Genomic DNA, 17,850 nt, shown 5'->3' with positions numbered 1-17,850 from the left:
AACGTGCTTAATTTCAATAGCATCCACCCCATTCTGCTAATAAATTTGAGCACTTTTCTTCAAAAGGGAAGGAAGAAAGTTTAAGCTAATCAAGTAAGGTTTCTGTTATTCCAGTGTGTAACATTGGAATAACAAGATTTGACATTAACCGTTGATAATCGGAATATTAGTAGAGTAGAATTACTCAAAAAAGCATGCATAAATATGACGTAGTAGTAGTAGGTGGTGGTCATGCAGGGTGCGAAGCTGCTGCTGCGGCAGCTCGCCTTGGTGCAAACACGCTGCTTATAACTCATAAAATTTCAACTATAGGAGAAATGTCCTGCAATCCAGCAATTGGAGGAGTTGCAAAGGGTGTTGTAGTCAGGGAAGTTGACGCTCTTGATGGAATAATGGGAAGAGCAATCGATCAAGCAAGCATACACTCAGTCATTTTAAATAGCAGCAGAGGTGCAGCAGTATGGGGACCACGTGCACAGGCAGACCGAAAATTATATAAGCAGGCAATACAGGAAATTATTCTAAATTATAACAATTTGACGGTAAAAGAAGAGTCAGTTGACAATTTTCTTATAGAAAGTAATGGCAATGGAGAACCGTGCATTAAAGCTGTAATGATAAGCTCAGGTGAACGTATATCAACAAGTAAAGTCGTTCTAACTACAGGGACTTTTCTGCGGGGTGTGATTCATATAGGAGAGCAAACAACTCCTTCAGGAAGAATGGGAGATAAGTCTGCAGTAGAACTTGCAAATACGTTGAAGAAGTATGATTTTAGATTAGGTAGACTGCGTACCGGAACTCCACCAAGGCTTGATCGTAATACTATAAACTGGTCAATATTGCAAGAACAAGTGGGTGATAACCCACCTGTGCCGTTTTCTTATCTCACAGAAAAAATTAACCAACCTCAGGTATCATGCTTTATTACCCATACTAATGAAAATACGCATAAAATAATTAGAGAAAATCTTCATAGGTCAGCTTCTTCGTATTTGGATGACATTGTTGCACCAAGATACTGCCCATCCATTGAAGTTAAAGTTAATAAATTTGCAGAAAAAAGTAGTCACCAAATATTTTTAGAACCAGAAGGGCTGGATGATGATACTGTATACCCAAACGGAATTTCAAATTCATTGCCTGTTGAAGTGCAAAATGAAATGATAAAGAGTATCAAAGGACTTGAAAACGCAGAAATATTGAGGTCTGGATATGCAGTTGAGTATGACTATATTGATCCACGAGAACTAAGCCATACTCTTGAAACTAAGAAAATTAAAGGTCTATATTTTGCTGGCCAAATTAATGGCACCACTGGATATGAAGAAGCAGCAGGGCAAGGAATTATCGCCGGAATTAATGCAGCACTCTCTGCATCTGAAAAAAAAGAAAGCTTTGTTCTTCACCGCACAGATTCATATATCGGTGTAATGATAGATGATTTGGTCACCAAAGGGGTGATCGAGCCTTACAGATTATTTACCTCACGTGCAGAATATAGGCTAGCTATCAGGTCAGACAATGCGGATAGAAGATTAACACAAAAAGGTTATGATATTTCCCTTGTTTCGCATGAGAGATACTCTGTTTTACAGAATAAACTTAAATCCATTAAGCAGCTTGAAGAGAAGTTAGGGAGTCTGACGATTACTCCTGAGCAGCTTAGGTCTTATGGTATTAAAATATCTTATGATGGGATAAGAAAAACGGCACTAGATTTACTCAGCTATCCAAACATCGACTGGAATAAATTACAAGAAATATGGCCGGAGTTAAGCAGCATCACGCGCTGTACAACGGATACTGGATCCCCTTCCGTCATCTCAGGACACTCTCATATCATCCGAGTAGCTGACACTAGGATCCAGGAAAAAAGCAGCGTTACGCGCTGGAATGACGCCGCAATGGGTAGCATAACTAAGAATGAAATATGCGAAGCAGTTGAAATTGAAGCAAAATACAAACCTTATCTAATAAGACAAGAAGCAGATATGAAGTTTTTACGAGAGGAAATTAACACTCAAATTCCAATTGATTTTAACTATTCACAAGTTAAAGGCCTGTCAAGTGAAGTAATAGAAAAGTTGGAGACGATAAAACCAGCGACGATTGGCATTGCAAAGCAAATACAAGGCATCACTCCCGCAGCGATAGTGAGCATATTAGTGTACCTTAGGAATAAGAAAACGAAAGTAGCTGCTAGTTTTGCGTGAGGTATATGTCAAAAATCGAAGAATTTCGTTCTTTTATGTGTGAAACAAATGTTGACGCATTTATGTTGCATACTAAAGATGAATATTTAAATGAGTATTCGGAGGAGCTAACAAAGCTGTGTGGCTTTACAGGAACAAATGGGCTACTTATCGTTACAAAAGACAACAAGTGCCCATTTTTTACGGATGGACGCTATATCACACAAGCTCGCAATCAGCTCGATCGGGGCAATTTTCAAGTATATAATATACAAGAAGAGGATCCACGCGAATGGGTAAAAGCAAACTTAACATTGACCACCTCACTAGGTTACTATTTGCAATATTTTACCATAGAAGATATAAGAAAGTATGAGAATATCTGTAAATTAATACCCTGTTTAGCTGGAAAAAAAAGTGACTATCGAAAACAAGCAGTGGTTCTACATTCTATTAAATATGCTGGTGAAAGTAGCAAGAATAAATGTGAAAAAGTCGCTAAAAGCATAGATAAAGAAGCTGAAGCAGTGCTTTTAACTGATCCAAATTCAATTTCATGGCTATTAAATTTAAGAAATGAAAATGCCAAATATACTCCATGTATATTGGGCCGTGCTATATTGTATAAAAGCGGTAATGTTGATTTGTTTATTCAAGATAAAGAACATTCAACTATAGAAGCAAATTTAGGCAATCATATAAATATTTTTGATATTAGTGAGCTAGAAAATTCGCTGCACAAGCTAAATTCAATAGTTATAGATCCAAACACAACTCCAATGAGTATCATGGCTGTAATAAAAGATAAACAGGTAGCTGAAAGAGAAGATCCTTGTCTAATTTATAAAGCAGTAAAAAACCAAACTGAAATAGCTGGGGCTATAAATGCGCATATCAGAGATGGAGTGGCAGTTACAAACTTTCTACATTGGCTTGAAAGTAATGTTGGTACAGAACTTGAAGCTGAAGAAAAGATTTTAGAATACAGAAAAGAACAGAATTTGTTTAAGCAACCAAGTTTTCCAACAATTTCCGCATTTAATGAAAATGGTGCAATAATTCACTATCGTGCAAGCAGTAAGACGAATAAGGTAATTCAGAAAAGTGGACTATATTTGATTGACTCTGGTGGCCAATACCTTAATGGCACAACTGATGTGACAAGAACTGTAGTGGTTGGTAATCCGACTAGTGAGCAAATAACCCACTATACAATAGTATTGAAAGCTCACATTGCTGTAGCAAGTGTCATCTTTCCTTCTGGCACTACTGGTGGAGAATTGGATATATTGGCACGTACGCATTTATGGAAATTTGGAATGGACTATATGCATGGTACAGGGCATGGAGTAGGAAGTTACCTATCAGTACACGAAGGACCACAAGCAATATCAAAGGGCAATAAAGTGAAACTCACGCCAGGAATGATACTTTCCAACGAACCTGGTTATTACATTCCGGGAGAGTATGGAATAAGAATTGAAAATCTGATGTATGTCGACAGACAAGAAAATAGCTTTTTACATTTCAAACAACTGACCTTCATTCCATATGATAGAAGGCTAATAGATGTGCAAATGCTTACTAAAGATGAAATTGAATGGATAAATAGCTATCATCAATTTGTCTATGAAAACTTAGAAAATAGCGTAAAAGATAAGGAATGGTTAAAGAAGGTATGTGACCATTTGTAAGCAAAGGAGCATTTTTTATTGTTTAAAAAGTATTAATGCAATTGTGATAGGTATTTTGTATTGTTTTTAATTTAAAAACGATATATAATAAAGAATACGTATTTTTAGGTAGACATATTATGATAGACAAAGGACAAGAAGATGAATTTATGAAGCAGTATATGGATACTTGCAAAGAGCAAATAGAAAAATTAGCCAAGGATCCTGAATTGCTTAATCGGACTTTAAAACCATTTATGCAAATGTCCCAGCAGCTTATGGCTGGCGGTATGTTAGAAGGGGCTATGCCTGGCATGGTACCTGATTTGGGTAGTATGGATGTTAACAAGATGATTGCTCAGATGAAGGAAATGATTGACTACATAAGAGGTAACTATAAGGAACTAATGAAAGAGCATAGCTCGCAGATTCAAGAGCTTGATGAATCCAGTAAAAAGCTAAGAGGCTTAGTTAAAAAATTGATAGAAAAGATCGAAAGTAAATAAACAATATCTAACGCAAGTCTCTTCTGTCATTCTATGCACAGCTGCATAAGTGTCTAGTGACCTTACCCAGAAAAAGTAGAGAGAAAGTTAAGACGTTTTTGGAGTAAAATAAAACGTTTTTTCAAAATATGGCAAATAGAAGCAGCAGGATTCAAATTAGAAGCTGTTAAGCTGGTTAAAGAAACAGAAGTAAAAAAATAGCAAAAGATCTAGGCATAGATGGCAGTATGTTAAGTAAATGGGTAAGAAAATATGATGGAAAAATGTCAGAAGCATACGCATTTCCAGACAAAGGCTCCTTATGACAAAGAAAGATTTGATCTAAAAAAAGAACTAGCAAGAGTAACAAGAGAAAGAGACATTTAAAAAAAAGCCCTGGCCAAACAAAAAGAGTAAAGTATTCTTTTATATAGAAATTGCTATAAAATACAGGAACTATGTAGGGTTTTAGACATATCTGCTGGTGGTTATTATAAATGGGTTGCTAAGGGAAAAAGCAGTAAGGAATTAGCAAGAGATGGGCTTCTAGCAGATATTCAAAAAAAGCATCCAAATGCAGATCCCTAAAATTCACGCTGAATTAAAAGCTTTAGGCAAAAATTATAACATCAAAACAGTACAAAGTGTTATGCAAGAAAATGGCATTAAAGCCAAACTTAGACGAAGGTTCAAAAATAAAAAACAGCAAATAAGCAACCGAGTTGTAGCTCCGAACACAAGGAAGGTTGTTGGCAGCAATAATTGACCTATATTCACGTATGGTAGTTAATGAGTAGCTCAATAAATAAACAATTGGTTATTGACTCTTTATTGGTAACCGTTCACGGATTGTGAGAATGAATTAAAGAACTAAGCAGTGACAGCTACTAGATTCTGTAGCTTTTGAAAGGGGTTCTGGCCATTTAGACGTGATGTCAAAAATATCGACAACATTCTTTCCACGAATCTTTCTCCACGTTCTGACCAGGTGAAAAAGCTGTTTTTACGATAAATTACGTACCGTCTAATTTGCCGTTCTGCAAGGTTATTAGTTGTTTCTATCACTTCAGGTTTTCTTAAAAACTTCCACATCATATCCTCAGATCGTAACATCTTAGCGGCCATTCTTGAAGCTTGAGTGCTATTTGCAACCCTCGTCATTTTACGTAAAAAATGTTTTACCCTTTTCCGAATTTTTCCCACCAGTCGATAAAATCTCAAATTATCTATCAAATTTTGTTTTTTTGCCTTATCTACTACAAACACCTTATTGCTGAGCGATTTTAGTGCTTGGCCAATTTTGCTCACTTCAACATTTTTACTATGGGCAAATCTCTCAAAATCTCTTGCCAGATGTGCCCAACATATCTGTCTATTTTCACGATTGAAGTAATTGTATACAGCGTATCTATCGCTCACAAATATACCATCATATTCTGGCAGTAAACTCTTCAACACCTTCTTACCACGAGACTCGCTTACCTTCAGAAGTGTCAACGCTTTGTTTGTTATTACCCAACTCCAGCCTCTCTTTCCTTGATTTCTGTGCCCTGTTTCGTCTATATGCAAATACTCGCTTCCTTGCAACTCTTCCTTCATTTTCTCATATTCAGATGCACACTTCTTCGATACCCTGCGTTCAGTATTTGAGACTAAACCAAGGCTTATATTTAGATTAAAAATACTGCCCAAAATTTGCTGTACCTCTCTTTTTGAGTTAATAAAAAAGCCGCTAAGGCTGCTTATAACTGTTTTAGCATTGGGTCCTAGAAAATCTCTTGCAACACCTTCGGGTAAATTTGCTGTAATTCTTTTATTACATACTCTACAATGTCCTCTTTGCAACCTGTACTCAGTTACAATTGGCTTAATTTCTGGCAACTCTGCCTTCTGATGAATAATTTCATCTTCTAAAGTAATCTTACCTCCACACATACAAATTGTATCAATTGTGCATCTCACTACCTCGTCTGCAGCCATTAATTCACGCTTATGCATCTTATGTCCTGGCTGACCTCCTGGTTTTTTATCACTTTTCTTTTTTGCTTTCTTACGATATATATCTCGTGATGGTGGCAGCGATGAATTTTGCGAATTTAAGCCCAATTTGTCTTCTAATTCAACTATTTTTGCTTTCAAGCTATCATTTTCTCTGATCAGTGCTTTTATTTCTTCCTTGAGATTAGCGTTTTCTGCTACAACCTTTTCTTGCAGCACTGTTGTCATTTACCCATTCCATATTTAGCTTCCTATCTCTTTACACTTTTATACTTACTTTGTAAACCACCTTATCTCCGTGAACGGTTACCTTTATTGATGGCCGTTAATAAGCGCAAACCCGATAAAAATCTGCTGTTACATAGCGATCAAGGGTCACAGTATACCTCTCAAAATTACCAATTTCTATTGAATACAAAAAACATCATTTCCAGCATGAGCCATAAGGGATGTTGTTACGATAACTCTGTTGCAGAAAAGTTCACTCAAAAGGGAGCTGCTTATTGATACTTCTCGCTCAACAAACCAGAACTGCCATATTTGAATACATAGAAATCTTTTATAACAAACAACGTAGGCATTCTACTATTAATTATTGCATTCCTGCACAATTTGATGCATCATTCTCATGACAAAAACGTCTTAATTTTCTCTCCACTTTTTCTGGGTAAGGTCAGTCTGAAAGAACGAGAAAATTAATAGAAAGTGTTGGATGTAAAGTTTTATTTTTGCCGCCATACTCGCCTGATTTAAATCCAATTGAGAAGTTCTGGTTTGCCATCAAGCATGCCATAAAAAAAAGCGCTGCCAAGCTTTTGGCCCGATATCAATTCGGCTATTGATTTTGTTTTTCAGCACTCGGGGAAACCTTACTTAGGTTAGCTATATACAGCATATTTATAAGTATAATAAGATTATATTAAAATTTACTTACTTATTGATATACTTAATTGGGTATAGACAAAATGTCATATGAGATGGCTTTGTTAGCTGCTTTAGGTGGTGATAAATGGATAGTCAAGCAAAATTACATTTGTAACTTTACTTGACTTGTCCGTTTTTTTATATCTTTATTACAATCATAACCTCTAGCCCTAAATTACACCTCTTGCTGTATTAGATGGACGTAGAACAGGACCCAATTTTGCGTTTAGTTGTTCTGGAAGACTTTCTAAAAGATCCATAACTAGTTTTGGCTGCTCAGGCTCAGCAGAATCAAGATTACTGCTTGGTTGTGAATCTTTCGGTTGCACGGTAGAGCAAGCTTCTTCGTATGATGGTGGTTATTGTACTTCTGAAAGATTTGGGTACAATCTTGGCTGCTTAGGTCCATCGTATGGTGGTGCCGAAGGTTTTTTACCATAATCGCCTACTTCTGTTTCTTCTTGTTCTAATTTCTTCACATCTTCAGTATTAGTTGCTTTATCTACATATTTTGGTCCTTCTATAAAGTCTTGCATTTCTTTTGCAAAACTATGCTCTAGATAACAACTTGCTAAGTAAGCTACACCTGCTATTATAAGTGCTAACGTTGCAACAACCAAAAATGGAGTTGCTGTATACATAAGAGCCTCTAAAAAACCACCACCTTTAGTCGTTACATCAAATGCCATCAATGCTATCAATGGAACAATCAATAAAGACATTGCGACAAAACCAGAAGTACAAAGTGTACGATATACTATTTTATTATAATGCTTTATTTTCTTTATTTTACTGTTAAGGCTTTGATATATTTCGTGAATGTTAGTGTTGTTAACATAATCTTCTAGTTCTTCTGAAATCTCAGCCTCTAATTCTTTAACATCATTTTTTAGTATAGAATAGTATTTTTGCTTCAATTGAACACTCAATACTGATTTACCACCATCCAGAACATTTAAAATATCTTTTTTGCATAACTCAATTTCTTTAGAAATTTCAGAATTGTGTTGTAGCTGAGCTTCTTGTATATCTTGATCCATTTTGGCCTGTAATTTTTTACTGATCTCACCAAAATCTTTGGATAAATCCCTATGAGCAAGATATTTTAATATAATACCAATTCCTAAAAATAAATAGAGGAATAAAGAAAAATTTCTAAAATAGAATAATTTAAGAATTAGTGGGGAGTTATGGCAGGAAAAAGTAAAGCAATAGGAGAAGAATTATATAATAAGTGTAACCTGGAATTAAAGAAGCACGGCATAAGAGGAGAGATAGGAAGAAGATTACAGGCAATAATATCTGCAAAAGAATATGGAATAACAAAAGTTGCTCAAATATACCGAATTACTAGAACTACATTGATGAAGTGGATTACAAGATTTAAGGAAGGAGGAGTCAATGCGTTTAAAATACAACCAGGACGTGGAGTAAAGCCGAAGTTGAGCTACAAGCAGCAAGAAGAAATTAAAAATGTCATAGCAGAAGAAGGAGCCAACCTAACGGCTAAGAAATTAAAAATCATAATTGAGAAAATGTTTTCTATTGAGGTAAGTAAGTCTACAGCACATAGACTGATGCAAAAGTTAGGTTTTTCGTATATTACTCCAAGGCCTGTGCACAATAAACAGGATAAAAATAAACAAGAAGAGTTTAAAAAAAAATCTTAATGAAACTATTGTCACGTATCCCGAAAAAGAGCTATTTTTCTTCGATGAGTCGCGGTTTGGCACACATTCAAAGATTGGACACGGGTGGTTTAAAAAAGGCATTAGGACACAGGTTAAGGTAAAATTAGGTAGGCAAAACTTTTATCTCTATAGTGCAGTTAATCCTAGAAATCGAGAGAGTTCTAGCTTATTCGTACCAAACGTCAATACTGATTGTATGAATATATTCCTTGAGCAGATGTCACAATATTTAGGAACAAGGGAGGCATTTCTTGTTGTGGATTGTGCAGGATGGCATAGATCCAAAGGTTTAAAAATACCACAAAATATTACCTTAATCTATTTACCTCCATATTCACCAGAGTTAAATCCAGTAGAGCGTTTATGGCAATATTTGAAAGACAATCTCATTAAAAATAGAATATATGACTCTGTTAGTTTATTGGAGGATACTGTATGTGCATTCATTCGTAATATTACGGAAAGTTCGATCAAAACCATTTGTTCTGTGAGTTATTTGCCTACTTATTTATGAGATTTGGTATCAGTGATAATTTAAGTGAAGCCCAAACCAAGGCTTTTCGGTTACTGGCCAATCAATCAGCTAACTGGGCAAAGTGGGATGATGAACTTTTGAAGGTAGAAATTCAAGAGTTAGAAGATTTGCAGTTTGACCTAAAAATGACTGGATTTGAGCTAGAAAAAGTCCAACGCTTTCTTGATAATCTTGATGGAAGGGAAGAACAAGGGGAAAAGGGAGAAAAATTTTCTGATTTAGCTGGTGATGACAAAAAAGTGGAAATAACAAAACCAGGTGATCTATGGATTTTAGGTGGTCATAGAATCTATTGTGGTGATAGTTGTCTAGTTGAATCATTTAAAGCGGTATTAGACGATAAAATGGCAGATATTACCGTGTGTGATCCTCCATATAACGTAGCATATGGTGACAGTCAAGAGAGAGAAGACAAAAAAATACTAAACGATGATCAAGGTGAAAAATACGAACTTTTTCTGTATGACATTTGTACTCATGTTTTAGCATACACCAAAGGGGCAATTTACATCTGTGCATCATCATCTGAGCTTTCAACCTTGCAAAAGGTATTTGAAGAAGCAGGTGGAAGATGGTCAACATTTATCATTTGGGCAAAGAATCATTTTACGCTAGGAAGATCTGATTATCAAAGACAATACGAAGCAATACTCTAAGGTTAGAAAAACGGCAATAAACGTGAGTGGCATGGGGGCCGTAATCAAAGTGATCTCTGGTTTTACGATAAGCCAACGTACAACTCACTGCACCCAACGATGAAACCAGTGGAGTTAATGGAGAGAGCGATAGTAAACAGCAGTAGACCAGGAGACATAGTTCTTGATCCATTTAGCGGGTCTGGAAGTACATTAATTGCCTGTGAGAGAACAGGAAGAATCTGCAGAACTATAGAACTTGATCCCGCCTTCGTCGATGTAACGATAAAGCGTTTGCAAGTATATACCGGAAGAGATTCCACCCTTTTCGGTTCTGGCAAAACCTTTTCGCAGATTCAAGAAGAAAAACAGTAAAAAGGGGCGAAAAAAGTGGAAAAAATAACGCAGACGGAATGGGCAAGAGAATTAGGAGTTTCAAAGCAATACGTCTGTTATTTAGTAAAGAAAGGAATAGTTGAGCTGGAGGATGGTTTGATTGACCGAGAACAAGCAAATGAAGCGGTGGCAGCAATACGAGATCCAAGTCAACCACTGAGGAGAAAAGGTGGAGAAGAAGGGGAAAAAAGAGGAAATAATGAACTTTCCACGATGTTGCTTAAAACCCGGATAAAAAACGAAATGGAGCGGGGAAAATTGTTGGAGGCAAAGGCAAAAGCTGAAATTGGTGAACTTATCTCAGTAGAAGAAGTAAAGACTGAAGCATTTAATGTTGCGAGAGTTGTCCGTAATAATTTGCTTAACATTCCAGATAGGGTTTCAGCGTTACTAGCATCGATGAACGACACAGAGAAGATCCATAAAACGTTAACAGAAGAGATTACCAATGCACTCGAAGAATTATCGAAAAATACATTTTAATGACTACTGTTAATTTATATTCAAATAATTTAAAATTATTAAAGAAAATTAGTAGACGCCTTATAATAATAGGCTCAATAGTTATAAGCATCTCTATTTCTACAGCATATGCAGGAATAATTGCAGTCATTATTCTAAGTTGTTTTGCTAAAGAATCAACAGATCAACCAAGTTCTACTTTTACCGATATGGAAGTAGAAAATGTAGCAAAATTTTGGCAGGTAATGGTGTGATATATAGCAGTAGCTTTTATACAGGGTTAAAGCCAGATCCACCGCTTAAAGTATCAGAGTGGGCAGATAGAAATCGTCAACTTTCAACAATAGCATCATCAGAACCAGGAAAATGGAGGACAGAGAGAACGCCGTACCTTAAGGAAATAATGGATTCACTATCTTCGTCTTCACCGGCTGAAAAGGTGGTATTCATGAAAGGAGCGCAGATTGGAGGAACAGAAGCAGGAAACAACTGGATCGGCTATATTATCGATCAAACACCAGGGCCAATGCTAGTAGTACAGCCAACAGTAGAAATGGGCAAGCGTTGGTCAAAGGGAAGATTTGCGCCGCTCATTGAAGATACGCCATGTTTAAGGAGTAAAATAAAAGATCCAAGGTCGAGAGATTCAGGGAATACTGTGCAGAGCAAAGAGTTTCCGGGAGGAACGGTAGTAGTAACTGGAGCAAACAGTCCAGTGGGTCTGCGCTCTATGCCGGTAAAATATCTTTTTTTAGATGAAGTAGATGCATATCCAGGAGATTCAGGAGGAGAAGGAGATCCAGTTCTTCTCAGTATCGCGCGAACTAATACTTTTACACGGAGAAAAATCTTTTTGGTTTCAACACCAACTGTTCATGGAATCAGCAGAATAGAGAAGGAATTTGAGAGTTCAGACAAACGTTACTTTTTCGTTCCTTGTCCACATTGTAATTACTATCAGGTGCTGAAATGGCCACAGATAAAGTGGGAAGATAAAAACCCAAGTACAGCGCACTATGTGTGTATAGAATGTAATGGCAAAATAGAAAATCATCAGAAAATAGAGATGCTAGCCCGTGGAAAATGGAGAGCTACAGGGAAAGAAGGAAAAAAAGAGGCAAAAGAAGGGGCAAAAATAGGATTCCACCTTTCAAGCTTGTATAGCCCAGTAGGCTGGTATAGTTGGAAACAAGCAGTAGAAGATTATCTGCATGCGAAGGAAAATGAGCAATTACTGAAAGTTTGGATAAATACAACACTCGGAGAAACCTGGGTAGATAAAGGAGAAGTACCAGACTGGAAGCAACTATTTGAGCGTCGAGAAAATTTTCCGATAGGTACGGTGCCAAAAGGTGGAAAAATAGTGTTAACGGCAGGGGTTGATGTACAAAAAGATCGGTTAGAAGTAGAAGTAGTAGCATGGGGAAAAAACCGAGAAAGTTGGTCAATAGACTACCAGGTATTAGAAGGTGATACTGGAAGTGAAGAAGTATGGGGAAAACTTTCGGAATTATTAAATCATCATTTTATCGGTGAAAATGGGCTTGAATACATGATAAGTATGATGGCGGTAGATGCTGGGTATGCAACACAAGAGGTATACAACTGGGTAAGAGGTCACCAAGGTTCTGGAAGAGTAATTGGCAGTAAAAGGAGCAAACAAAGCGCTAGTGCCACTTAGCAGCCCAAGTAGAGTAGATGTAACAGTTAGCGGACAAAAGCTAAAGAGAGGAATGAAGCTGTGGCCAGTTGGAGTATCGATATTAAAGTCCGAGCTTTTTCAGCTACTTAATGTTTTAACAGAAGGGGCGCCGGGGTATTGTCATTTTCCAGAGTATCCACCTGAATATTTTAAGCAGCTAACAGCAGAGCAATTAATTACCAAGGTAGTAAAAGGATATACCAAGCAAGAGTGGCAAAAGATAAGAGACCGAAATGAAGTACTAGATTGCCGAATTTACGCAAGAGCAGCGTCTATTGCCCTGGGGATTGATCGTTGGTCAGAGAGTAAATGGGAGAGTTTAGTAGGAGAAAAAGCTAAAAAGTCAAAGAGAGTAAGAAGAAGTCAATGGTTGAGTGAGAAAAGTTGATGTACAACCAAGAATATTTAACTCAAGTAGAAGAAGCGATAAAGAAGCTACAGAGCGGAGAGAGAGTGGTATCGATTGCGTATGGTGATCATGTGGTTAGGTATGGAGAAGTTCAGATAAAAGATCTATTGGATTTAAGACAACGAATCAAAGCTGAGCTGAAAGTTGCAGGTGTGAAGCCAAAGAGAAAGATTGTTATTTCAACGAGTAAGGGGATTGACAAAATTGTGTAAAAATGTTATAGTCTATAGTTGATGTTTTCTGGTTAATCATATGGCTCAAAGTCAAAAAAAGCTCAATATTAATGTAAGTTTCGAGGGTGAATTTGCTCAGTATCTTACAGAGGTTGCAAAAGCATGGAATAAAACTATACCAGAAGTTTTAGTGTGTCTTGTGAAAGAAGAATTTGAAGCAGAGAAAGAGATGGCTGAAATTATAAAAGAACGTGATGTGCCAGATGCAAAGACGGTCAGAAGTGAGGATGTCGATTGGGATAAAATATTATCTGCAAAGACAATTAAAGATGAGTGAAATACAATATTATCTATTCAGAAAAGGTTCTTGAGAGAGATTTCCTTACTTTACCACCAACAATAAGATCAAGAATTAGAAGAGCTATAGACGAGCGGCTTACAATTGATCCAATTAATCTTGGTAAACCATTAAGTGGTAGATTAGTAGGAAGTAAAAGATTAAGAGTAGGCGATTATCGGATTATTTATAAAGTAGATAAATTAGAGAACACAGTAATCATCACAGAAATAGGACACAGAAGTACCATTTATTAAGAGGTAAATGCACTATAATGACCAAATTCTCCAGCAGCTTGCTGAAATTTCTCAATATTAAACTATAAATTTGTGCAACAACCTGCTGCATAATTAAAACAATCAGAGGCTAAATGTTATTGAAATCATTTAAACAATTATTCCGCAAACTACCAAAGCCTAAAGGTTCAGCCTGGGATGCATCAGGTTCAGGAAGGAGATTATTGCACTTTCAACCAGAGTCAGGAAGTATAAACAATTTGCTGTCTCAAAGCCTTGAACACCTGCGTAGTCGTTCACGTGATATGGTAAGAAAGAACTCCTATGCGGCAAACATCATCGATACGATAGTAAGTAACTCTGTTGGGACAGGAATAAAACCGCAGTCAAAAGCCAAAGATGCAGAGTTTCGGAAAAAAGTCCAAGAGTTATGGCTGAGATGGACAGATGAAGCAGACAGTAGCGGAGTGAGTGATTTTTATGGATTACAAGCTTTGGTTTGTAGGAGCATGATAGAAGGAGGAGAATGTTTTGTAAGACTCCGAACAAGAAAACGAGAAGATGGTCTTTGTGTGCCGTTGCAATTACAAGTACTGGAATCAGAGCATTTAGACAATAAGAGTAATCAAACCCTTGCCAACGGTAATGTAATTAGAAACGGGATTGAGTTCAATAGGCTTGGGCAGAGGGAAGCATATTACCTATTTAGAGAACACCCTGGAGAAGGATCATTTGGCGAATCAGTTCGTGTACCAGCAAATGATGTTTTACATATCTATAGACCACTAAGACCTGGGCAGATTCGAGGAGTACCATGGTTGTCCAGTGTACTGTTAAAGCTCTATGAACTTGATCAATATGATGATGCAGAGTTGGTGAGAAAGAAGACAGCAGCGATGTTTGCGGGGTTTATTACCAGACTCGATCCTGAGGCAAATATTTTAGGTGAGGCGCAAGCAAATGAGCATGGAGTAGCACTATCAGGTTTAGAACCTGGGACTATGCAGCTTTTAGACCCGGGAGAGGATATAAAATTTTCAGAACCATCAGATGTTGGAGGAAGTTATGAAGCATTCATGAAACAGCAGCTCAGGGCAATAGCAGTAGGCATGGGAATAACTTACGAGCAGCTAACAGGAGATCTAAGTGGTGTCAATTATTCATCAATCCGAGCTGGGTTAATAGAGTTTCGCCGGAGGTGCGGAATGTTACAGCATAACGTGGTAGTATTTCAGCTTTGCCGACCAGTATGGAATAGGTGGCTAGAATTAGCACTACTCTCTGGAGAACTGGACATAGGTGAAAATTGGGCAAAAGAAACAGCAAAAGAGGTAAAATGGATACCGCAAGGGTGTGCTTACGTAGATCCACTAAAAGACCAGCAAGCACAGCAAATGGCAGTAAGAAATGGATTTAAGAGCAGGTCAGAAGTAGTATCAGAACTTGGTTATGATGTAGAGGAAATAGACCAAGAAATTGCCGAAGATCAAAGACGTGCTAGTGAACTGGGTTTAAGTTTTGACTCGGACGTCAGTAGTTTTAATTCTAATACTGAAATAATATAAGTGAGCTGGCTCAATAAACCGATGATGATAGAGCAAAGAAGCTTTGATTTATTGTCATTACATGTAGAGAAGCATCCAACGTTTAAAAATATAAAACATGCAGTAAAAAATAGTGAAAGGGGAATAAAAGTACATGGAATCTTGACGAAGAATTCAGAAGCTTTTGATGATGTGTTGGGGATGACATCATATGAGAAGATACGTGAAGAGATAGAAGAAGCTTTAATAGATGAAGAAGTAGAAACAATAATTTTGGACATAGACAGCCCCGGAGGGGAAGTAAACGGTTTATTTGACCTTTCCGACTTTATTTACGAAGCAAGAACAAAAAAGAGGATTGTGGCGATAGCAAATGATGATGCGTATTCCGCAGCGTATGCAATTGCATCAAGTGCTGAAAAAGTATTTGTAAGCAGAACATCTGGGGTAGGAAGCATAGGAGTAATAGCAAGTCACATTGATCAAAGTGGATTCGATGAAAAGCAAGGTATTAAGTACACAACTGTTTTTGCTGGAAGTCGAAAAAACGATTTAAATCCGCATGAGCCGATAACATCAGAAAGTTTGGAAAGCTTGCAAGAAGAAGTAGACCGCCTATATGAAATGTTTTTGCAGCTTATAGCAAGAAATAGAAATCTTTCAACGGAAAAGATCAGATCAACGGAAGCAGGGCTATATTTTGGTGAGAAAGCAATAGAGATAGGACTTGCTGATGGAATTACGACATTTTCAGAATTTATAGATAATTATAGGAGAAATATGACTAAAACTGAGATAAAAGAACAAGCAATAGATATTGATGATCTAATTGAGCAAGGAAGATGTTTAGGGTACGAGAGCTGCCGCACGGAAGTATTAGAGGTGATAAGATTATGTAATTTATCAAAGATGCCAGAGAAGATAGGAGAATTTATTGAGCAGGATGTAAATGCAAAGCAAGCACAAGAAATATTAATGTCGATACTGGCGGAGAGAACGAAGAAGACAGAGATTTTGAGTACAATACCGCAAAGTACACCGGAAGACTTGATGATACAGGTAGCAAAAAGTCGGGGCATTTGATGCGCGGTATATAATGCTAACATACGCCGCAGTAAATAAGTGTTCAAAACGCGCCACAATTATAACCGCCGCATATAACAACTATAAACACGGCGGTAAAACTAAAGGAAAAAAAGGGGAAATATGACAAGCATAAGTGAAGGAAATAATTTAGGTGACCTTCTGAAATATGAAGCATCAAATCTATATTCAAGAGACCAAATAACGGTAGCAAAGGGGCAAAACCTAAAGCTTGGCATGGTTGTTGGTCGTGATAAAGATGATCTAATTAAAATTATAAATGCAACGGCCACAGATGGCACGCAAACAGCGATAGGAGTAATTGCAAGTGATGTAAACGCAACCAAAGCGGTAATCATTACACGTATTGCAATGTTAGCAGATCATGCGGTTGTGTGGCCAGCAAATATCACTGAGGAGCAAAAAGCTGCAGTAATAAAGCAACTTGAAGCACGAGGGATCATCATCCGTAAAGGGGTCTAACGAGCTACTAAAAACATCATTATTAGGGGAAAAAAAGGGGGAAAGAATGCAAAATCCATTTGCAAATCCGGCATTTAGTATGACAGCACTGACTAATGCGATAAATATATTGCCGATAAATTATGGTCGCGTAGAAAATTTAAATTTATTTCCAAGTAGATCGGTAAGATTTCGACATATTACAATAGAAGAACACCACGGAGTTTTAACTTTATTACCAACACAAGTGCCAGGAGCACCAGCAACAGTAGGAAAACGAGGAAAACGGAAAATAAGAACTTTTACCATTCCACATATTCCCCATGATGATGTAGTGTTGCCTGAGGAAGTGCAGGGAATAAGGGCATTTGGGTCAGAGAATGAGCTGAAAGCATTGGCAGATGTAATAACGGATCATTTGCAGATGATGAGAAACAAACACGCAATAACGTTAGAACATTTGCGAATGGGGGCGCTCAAAGGAATAATTTTGGACGCTGATGGCAGTGAGTTATTAAATCTGTATAACGAATTTGAAATTACACCGAAAGTAGTAAATTTTGCACTGGGAACAGCAACCACCGATGTCAAGCGTAAGTGTCTGGAAGTATTGAGGCATGTTGAGGACAACTTAAGTGGTGAATATATGACTGGGATTCATGCGCTGGTAAGTCCTGAGTTTTTTGACGCTTTAACTTCTCATACCAAAGTAAAAGAAGCATACGAGAGATGGCAAGAAGGAGCAGCGCTGAGAAACGATATGAGATCAGGATTTACGTTCTGTGGAATCACGTTTGAGGAATATAGAGGACAAGCAACTGACCCTGAAGGAAATGTGAGAAGATTTATAGAAAAAGACACGGGACACTGTTTTCCACTTGGTACAGCAAACACATTTACTACTTATACC

Annotated in this window: 14 protein-coding genes and 6 pseudogenes; 18 read left to right on the top strand and 2 right to left on the bottom strand. The window is 37.3% G+C overall.

The genetic code is table 11. The features are described from left to right. The first annotated feature begins 194 nt into the window (after positions 1-194). The 4 genes and pseudogenes from mnmG to WKH12_RS05990 form a co-directional block, all read left to right on the top strand. Positions 195-2,216 (top strand): tRNA uridine-5-carboxymethylaminomethyl(34) synthesis enzyme MnmG, encoded by a 2,022-nt coding sequence (gene mnmG, locus WKH12_RS06005; protein WP_434732250.1) that lies wholly within the window; start codon positions 195-197, stop codon positions 2,214-2,216. A 5-nt stretch (positions 2,217-2,221) separates the two neighbouring features. Further along, positions 2,222-3,889 (top strand): M24 family metallopeptidase, encoded by a 1,668-nt coding sequence (locus tag WKH12_RS06000; RefSeq protein ID WP_434732249.1) that lies wholly within the window; start codon positions 2,222-2,224, stop codon positions 3,887-3,889. Between the two features lie 119 nt (positions 3,890-4,008). Further along, on the top strand, positions 4,009-4,374 hold the full coding sequence (locus WKH12_RS05995; protein ID WP_434732248.1) for a hypothetical protein: 366 nt from the start codon (positions 4,009-4,011) through the stop codon (positions 4,372-4,374). A 126-nt stretch (positions 4,375-4,500) separates the two neighbouring features. Next, positions 4,501-5,196 (top strand): annotated as a pseudogene (locus WKH12_RS05990) (transposase); the annotation flags it as partial. Between the two features lie 27 nt (positions 5,197-5,223). Here WKH12_RS05990 and tnpC read toward each other — a convergent pair. Next, positions 5,224-6,579 (bottom strand): IS66 family transposase, encoded by a 1,356-nt coding sequence (gene tnpC / locus WKH12_RS05985; RefSeq protein WP_434732247.1) that lies wholly within the window; start codon positions 6,577-6,579, stop codon positions 5,224-5,226. A gap of 84 nt (positions 6,580-6,663) precedes the next feature. Here tnpC and WKH12_RS05980 point away from each other — a divergent pair. Together WKH12_RS05980 and WKH12_RS05975 are read left to right on the top strand one after the other, a co-directional pair. Next, positions 6,664-6,983, top strand: a pseudogene (locus tag WKH12_RS05980) (IS3 family transposase); the annotation flags it as partial. A 63-nt stretch (positions 6,984-7,046) separates the two neighbouring features. Next, a pseudogene (locus WKH12_RS05975) lies at positions 7,047-7,193 on the top strand (transposase); the annotation flags it as partial. A gap of 441 nt (positions 7,194-7,634) precedes the next feature. On the opposite strand, the gene WKH12_RS05970 reads toward WKH12_RS05975, so the two are convergent. Beyond that, the gene (locus WKH12_RS05970; protein WP_434732246.1) at positions 7,635-8,315 is read right to left on the bottom strand and encodes a hypothetical protein; all 681 of its coding nucleotides are present in this window, start codon (positions 8,313-8,315) and stop codon (positions 7,635-7,637) included. A 150-nt stretch (positions 8,316-8,465) separates the two neighbouring features. Between WKH12_RS05970 and WKH12_RS05965 the strand changes: the two genes are divergently transcribed. The 12 genes and pseudogenes from WKH12_RS05965 to WKH12_RS05910 all read left to right on the top strand — a co-directional run. Beyond that, a protein-coding gene (locus tag WKH12_RS05965; protein WP_434732009.1) for an IS630 family transposase occupies positions 8,466-9,480 on the top strand; the annotation gives its coding sequence in 2 pieces (ribosomal slippage) (positions 8,466-8,930 and positions 8,932-9,480; 1,014 coding nt in all). Positions 9,481-9,488: 8 nt separating this feature from the next. Continuing rightward, a pseudogene (locus WKH12_RS05960) lies at positions 9,489-10,511 on the top strand (DNA-methyltransferase); the annotation flags it as partial. A 15-nt stretch (positions 10,512-10,526) separates the two neighbouring features. Further along, entirely contained in the window at positions 10,527-11,015 is a 489-nt protein-coding gene (locus tag WKH12_RS05955) for a hypothetical protein (protein ID WP_434732245.1), read from the top strand. Next, a complete protein-coding gene (locus tag WKH12_RS05950) occupies positions 11,015-11,248 on the top strand; it encodes a hypothetical protein (protein ID WP_434732244.1) in 234 nt (77 codons plus the stop codon). The genes WKH12_RS05955 and WKH12_RS05950 overlap by 1 nt, the downstream gene beginning before the upstream one ends. Further along, positions 11,245-13,084 (top strand): annotated as a pseudogene (locus tag WKH12_RS05945) (phage terminase large subunit family protein). Before WKH12_RS05950 ends, WKH12_RS05945 begins: the two are co-directional and overlap by 4 nt. Beyond that, the gene (locus WKH12_RS05940; RefSeq protein ID WP_265017265.1) at positions 13,084-13,317 is read left to right on the top strand and encodes a gpW family protein; all 234 of its coding nucleotides are present in this window, start codon (positions 13,084-13,086) and stop codon (positions 13,315-13,317) included. The pseudogene WKH12_RS05945 and the gene WKH12_RS05940 overlap by 1 nt, the downstream one beginning before the upstream one ends. A gap of 40 nt (positions 13,318-13,357) precedes the next feature. Continuing rightward, a complete protein-coding gene (locus tag WKH12_RS05935; protein ID WP_264688165.1) occupies positions 13,358-13,615 on the top strand; it encodes a hypothetical protein in 258 nt (85 codons plus the stop codon). After that, positions 13,612-13,872, top strand: coding sequence for a type II toxin-antitoxin system RelE family toxin (locus tag WKH12_RS05930; protein ID WP_253303276.1), 261 nt, complete (start codon positions 13,612-13,614; stop codon positions 13,870-13,872). The genes WKH12_RS05935 and WKH12_RS05930 overlap by 4 nt, the downstream gene beginning before the upstream one ends. A 113-nt stretch (positions 13,873-13,985) precedes the next feature. After that, entirely contained in the window at positions 13,986-15,416 is a 1,431-nt protein-coding gene (locus WKH12_RS05925; RefSeq protein ID WP_434732243.1) for a phage portal protein, read from the top strand. A 21-nt stretch (positions 15,417-15,437) separates the two neighbouring features. Next, positions 15,438-16,478, top strand: a complete 1,041-nt coding sequence (locus WKH12_RS05920; protein WP_434732242.1) for a S49 family peptidase — start codon at positions 15,438-15,440, stop codon at positions 16,476-16,478. Positions 16,479-16,601: 123 nt separating this feature from the next. Then, on the top strand, positions 16,602-16,961 hold the full coding sequence (locus WKH12_RS05915) for a head decoration protein (protein WP_434732241.1): 360 nt from the start codon (positions 16,602-16,604) through the stop codon (positions 16,959-16,961). Between the two features lie 46 nt (positions 16,962-17,007). Continuing rightward, positions 17,008-17,847 (top strand): annotated as a pseudogene (locus WKH12_RS05910) (major capsid protein); the annotation flags it as partial. Positions 17,848-17,850: the final 3 nt, after the last annotated feature.

Origin of the sequence: Wolbachia endosymbiont of Zygogramma bicolorata (assembly GCF_051130665.1) — a bacterium.
Taxonomy (GTDB): domain Bacteria; phylum Pseudomonadota; class Alphaproteobacteria; order Rickettsiales; family Anaplasmataceae; genus Wolbachia.
This window is presented reverse-complemented; position numbering and strand designations above follow the sequence as displayed.

Excerpts from the sequence above, each read along its gene's own strand:
- WKH12_RS05950 (WP_434732244.1), top strand. The coding sequence starts at position 11,015 with ATGACTACTGTTAATTTATATTCAAATAATTTAAAATTATTAAAGAAA.
- WKH12_RS05970 (WP_434732246.1), bottom strand. The coding sequence starts at position 8,315 with ATGGATCAAGATATACAAGAAGCTCAGCTACAACACAATTCTGAAATT.
- mnmG (WP_434732250.1), top strand. The coding sequence starts at position 195 with ATGCATAAATATGACGTAGTAGTAGTAGGTGGTGGTCATGCAGGGTGC.
- WKH12_RS05940 (WP_265017265.1), top strand. The coding sequence starts at position 13,084 with ATGTACAACCAAGAATATTTAACTCAAGTAGAAGAAGCGATAAAGAAG.
- WKH12_RS05920 (WP_434732242.1), top strand. The coding sequence starts at position 15,438 with ATGATGATAGAGCAAAGAAGCTTTGATTTATTGTCATTACATGTAGAG.
- WKH12_RS05995 (WP_434732248.1), top strand. The coding sequence starts at position 4,009 with ATGATAGACAAAGGACAAGAAGATGAATTTATGAAGCAGTATATGGAT.
- WKH12_RS05915 (WP_434732241.1), top strand. The coding sequence starts at position 16,602 with ATGACAAGCATAAGTGAAGGAAATAATTTAGGTGACCTTCTGAAATAT.
- tnpC (WP_434732247.1), bottom strand. The coding sequence starts at position 6,579 with ATGACAACAGTGCTGCAAGAAAAGGTTGTAGCAGAAAACGCTAATCTC.
- WKH12_RS06000 (WP_434732249.1), top strand. The coding sequence starts at position 2,222 with ATGTCAAAAATCGAAGAATTTCGTTCTTTTATGTGTGAAACAAATGTT.
- WKH12_RS05925 (WP_434732243.1), top strand. The coding sequence starts at position 13,986 with ATGTTATTGAAATCATTTAAACAATTATTCCGCAAACTACCAAAGCCT.
- WKH12_RS05935 (WP_264688165.1), top strand. The coding sequence starts at position 13,358 with ATGGCTCAAAGTCAAAAAAAGCTCAATATTAATGTAAGTTTCGAGGGT.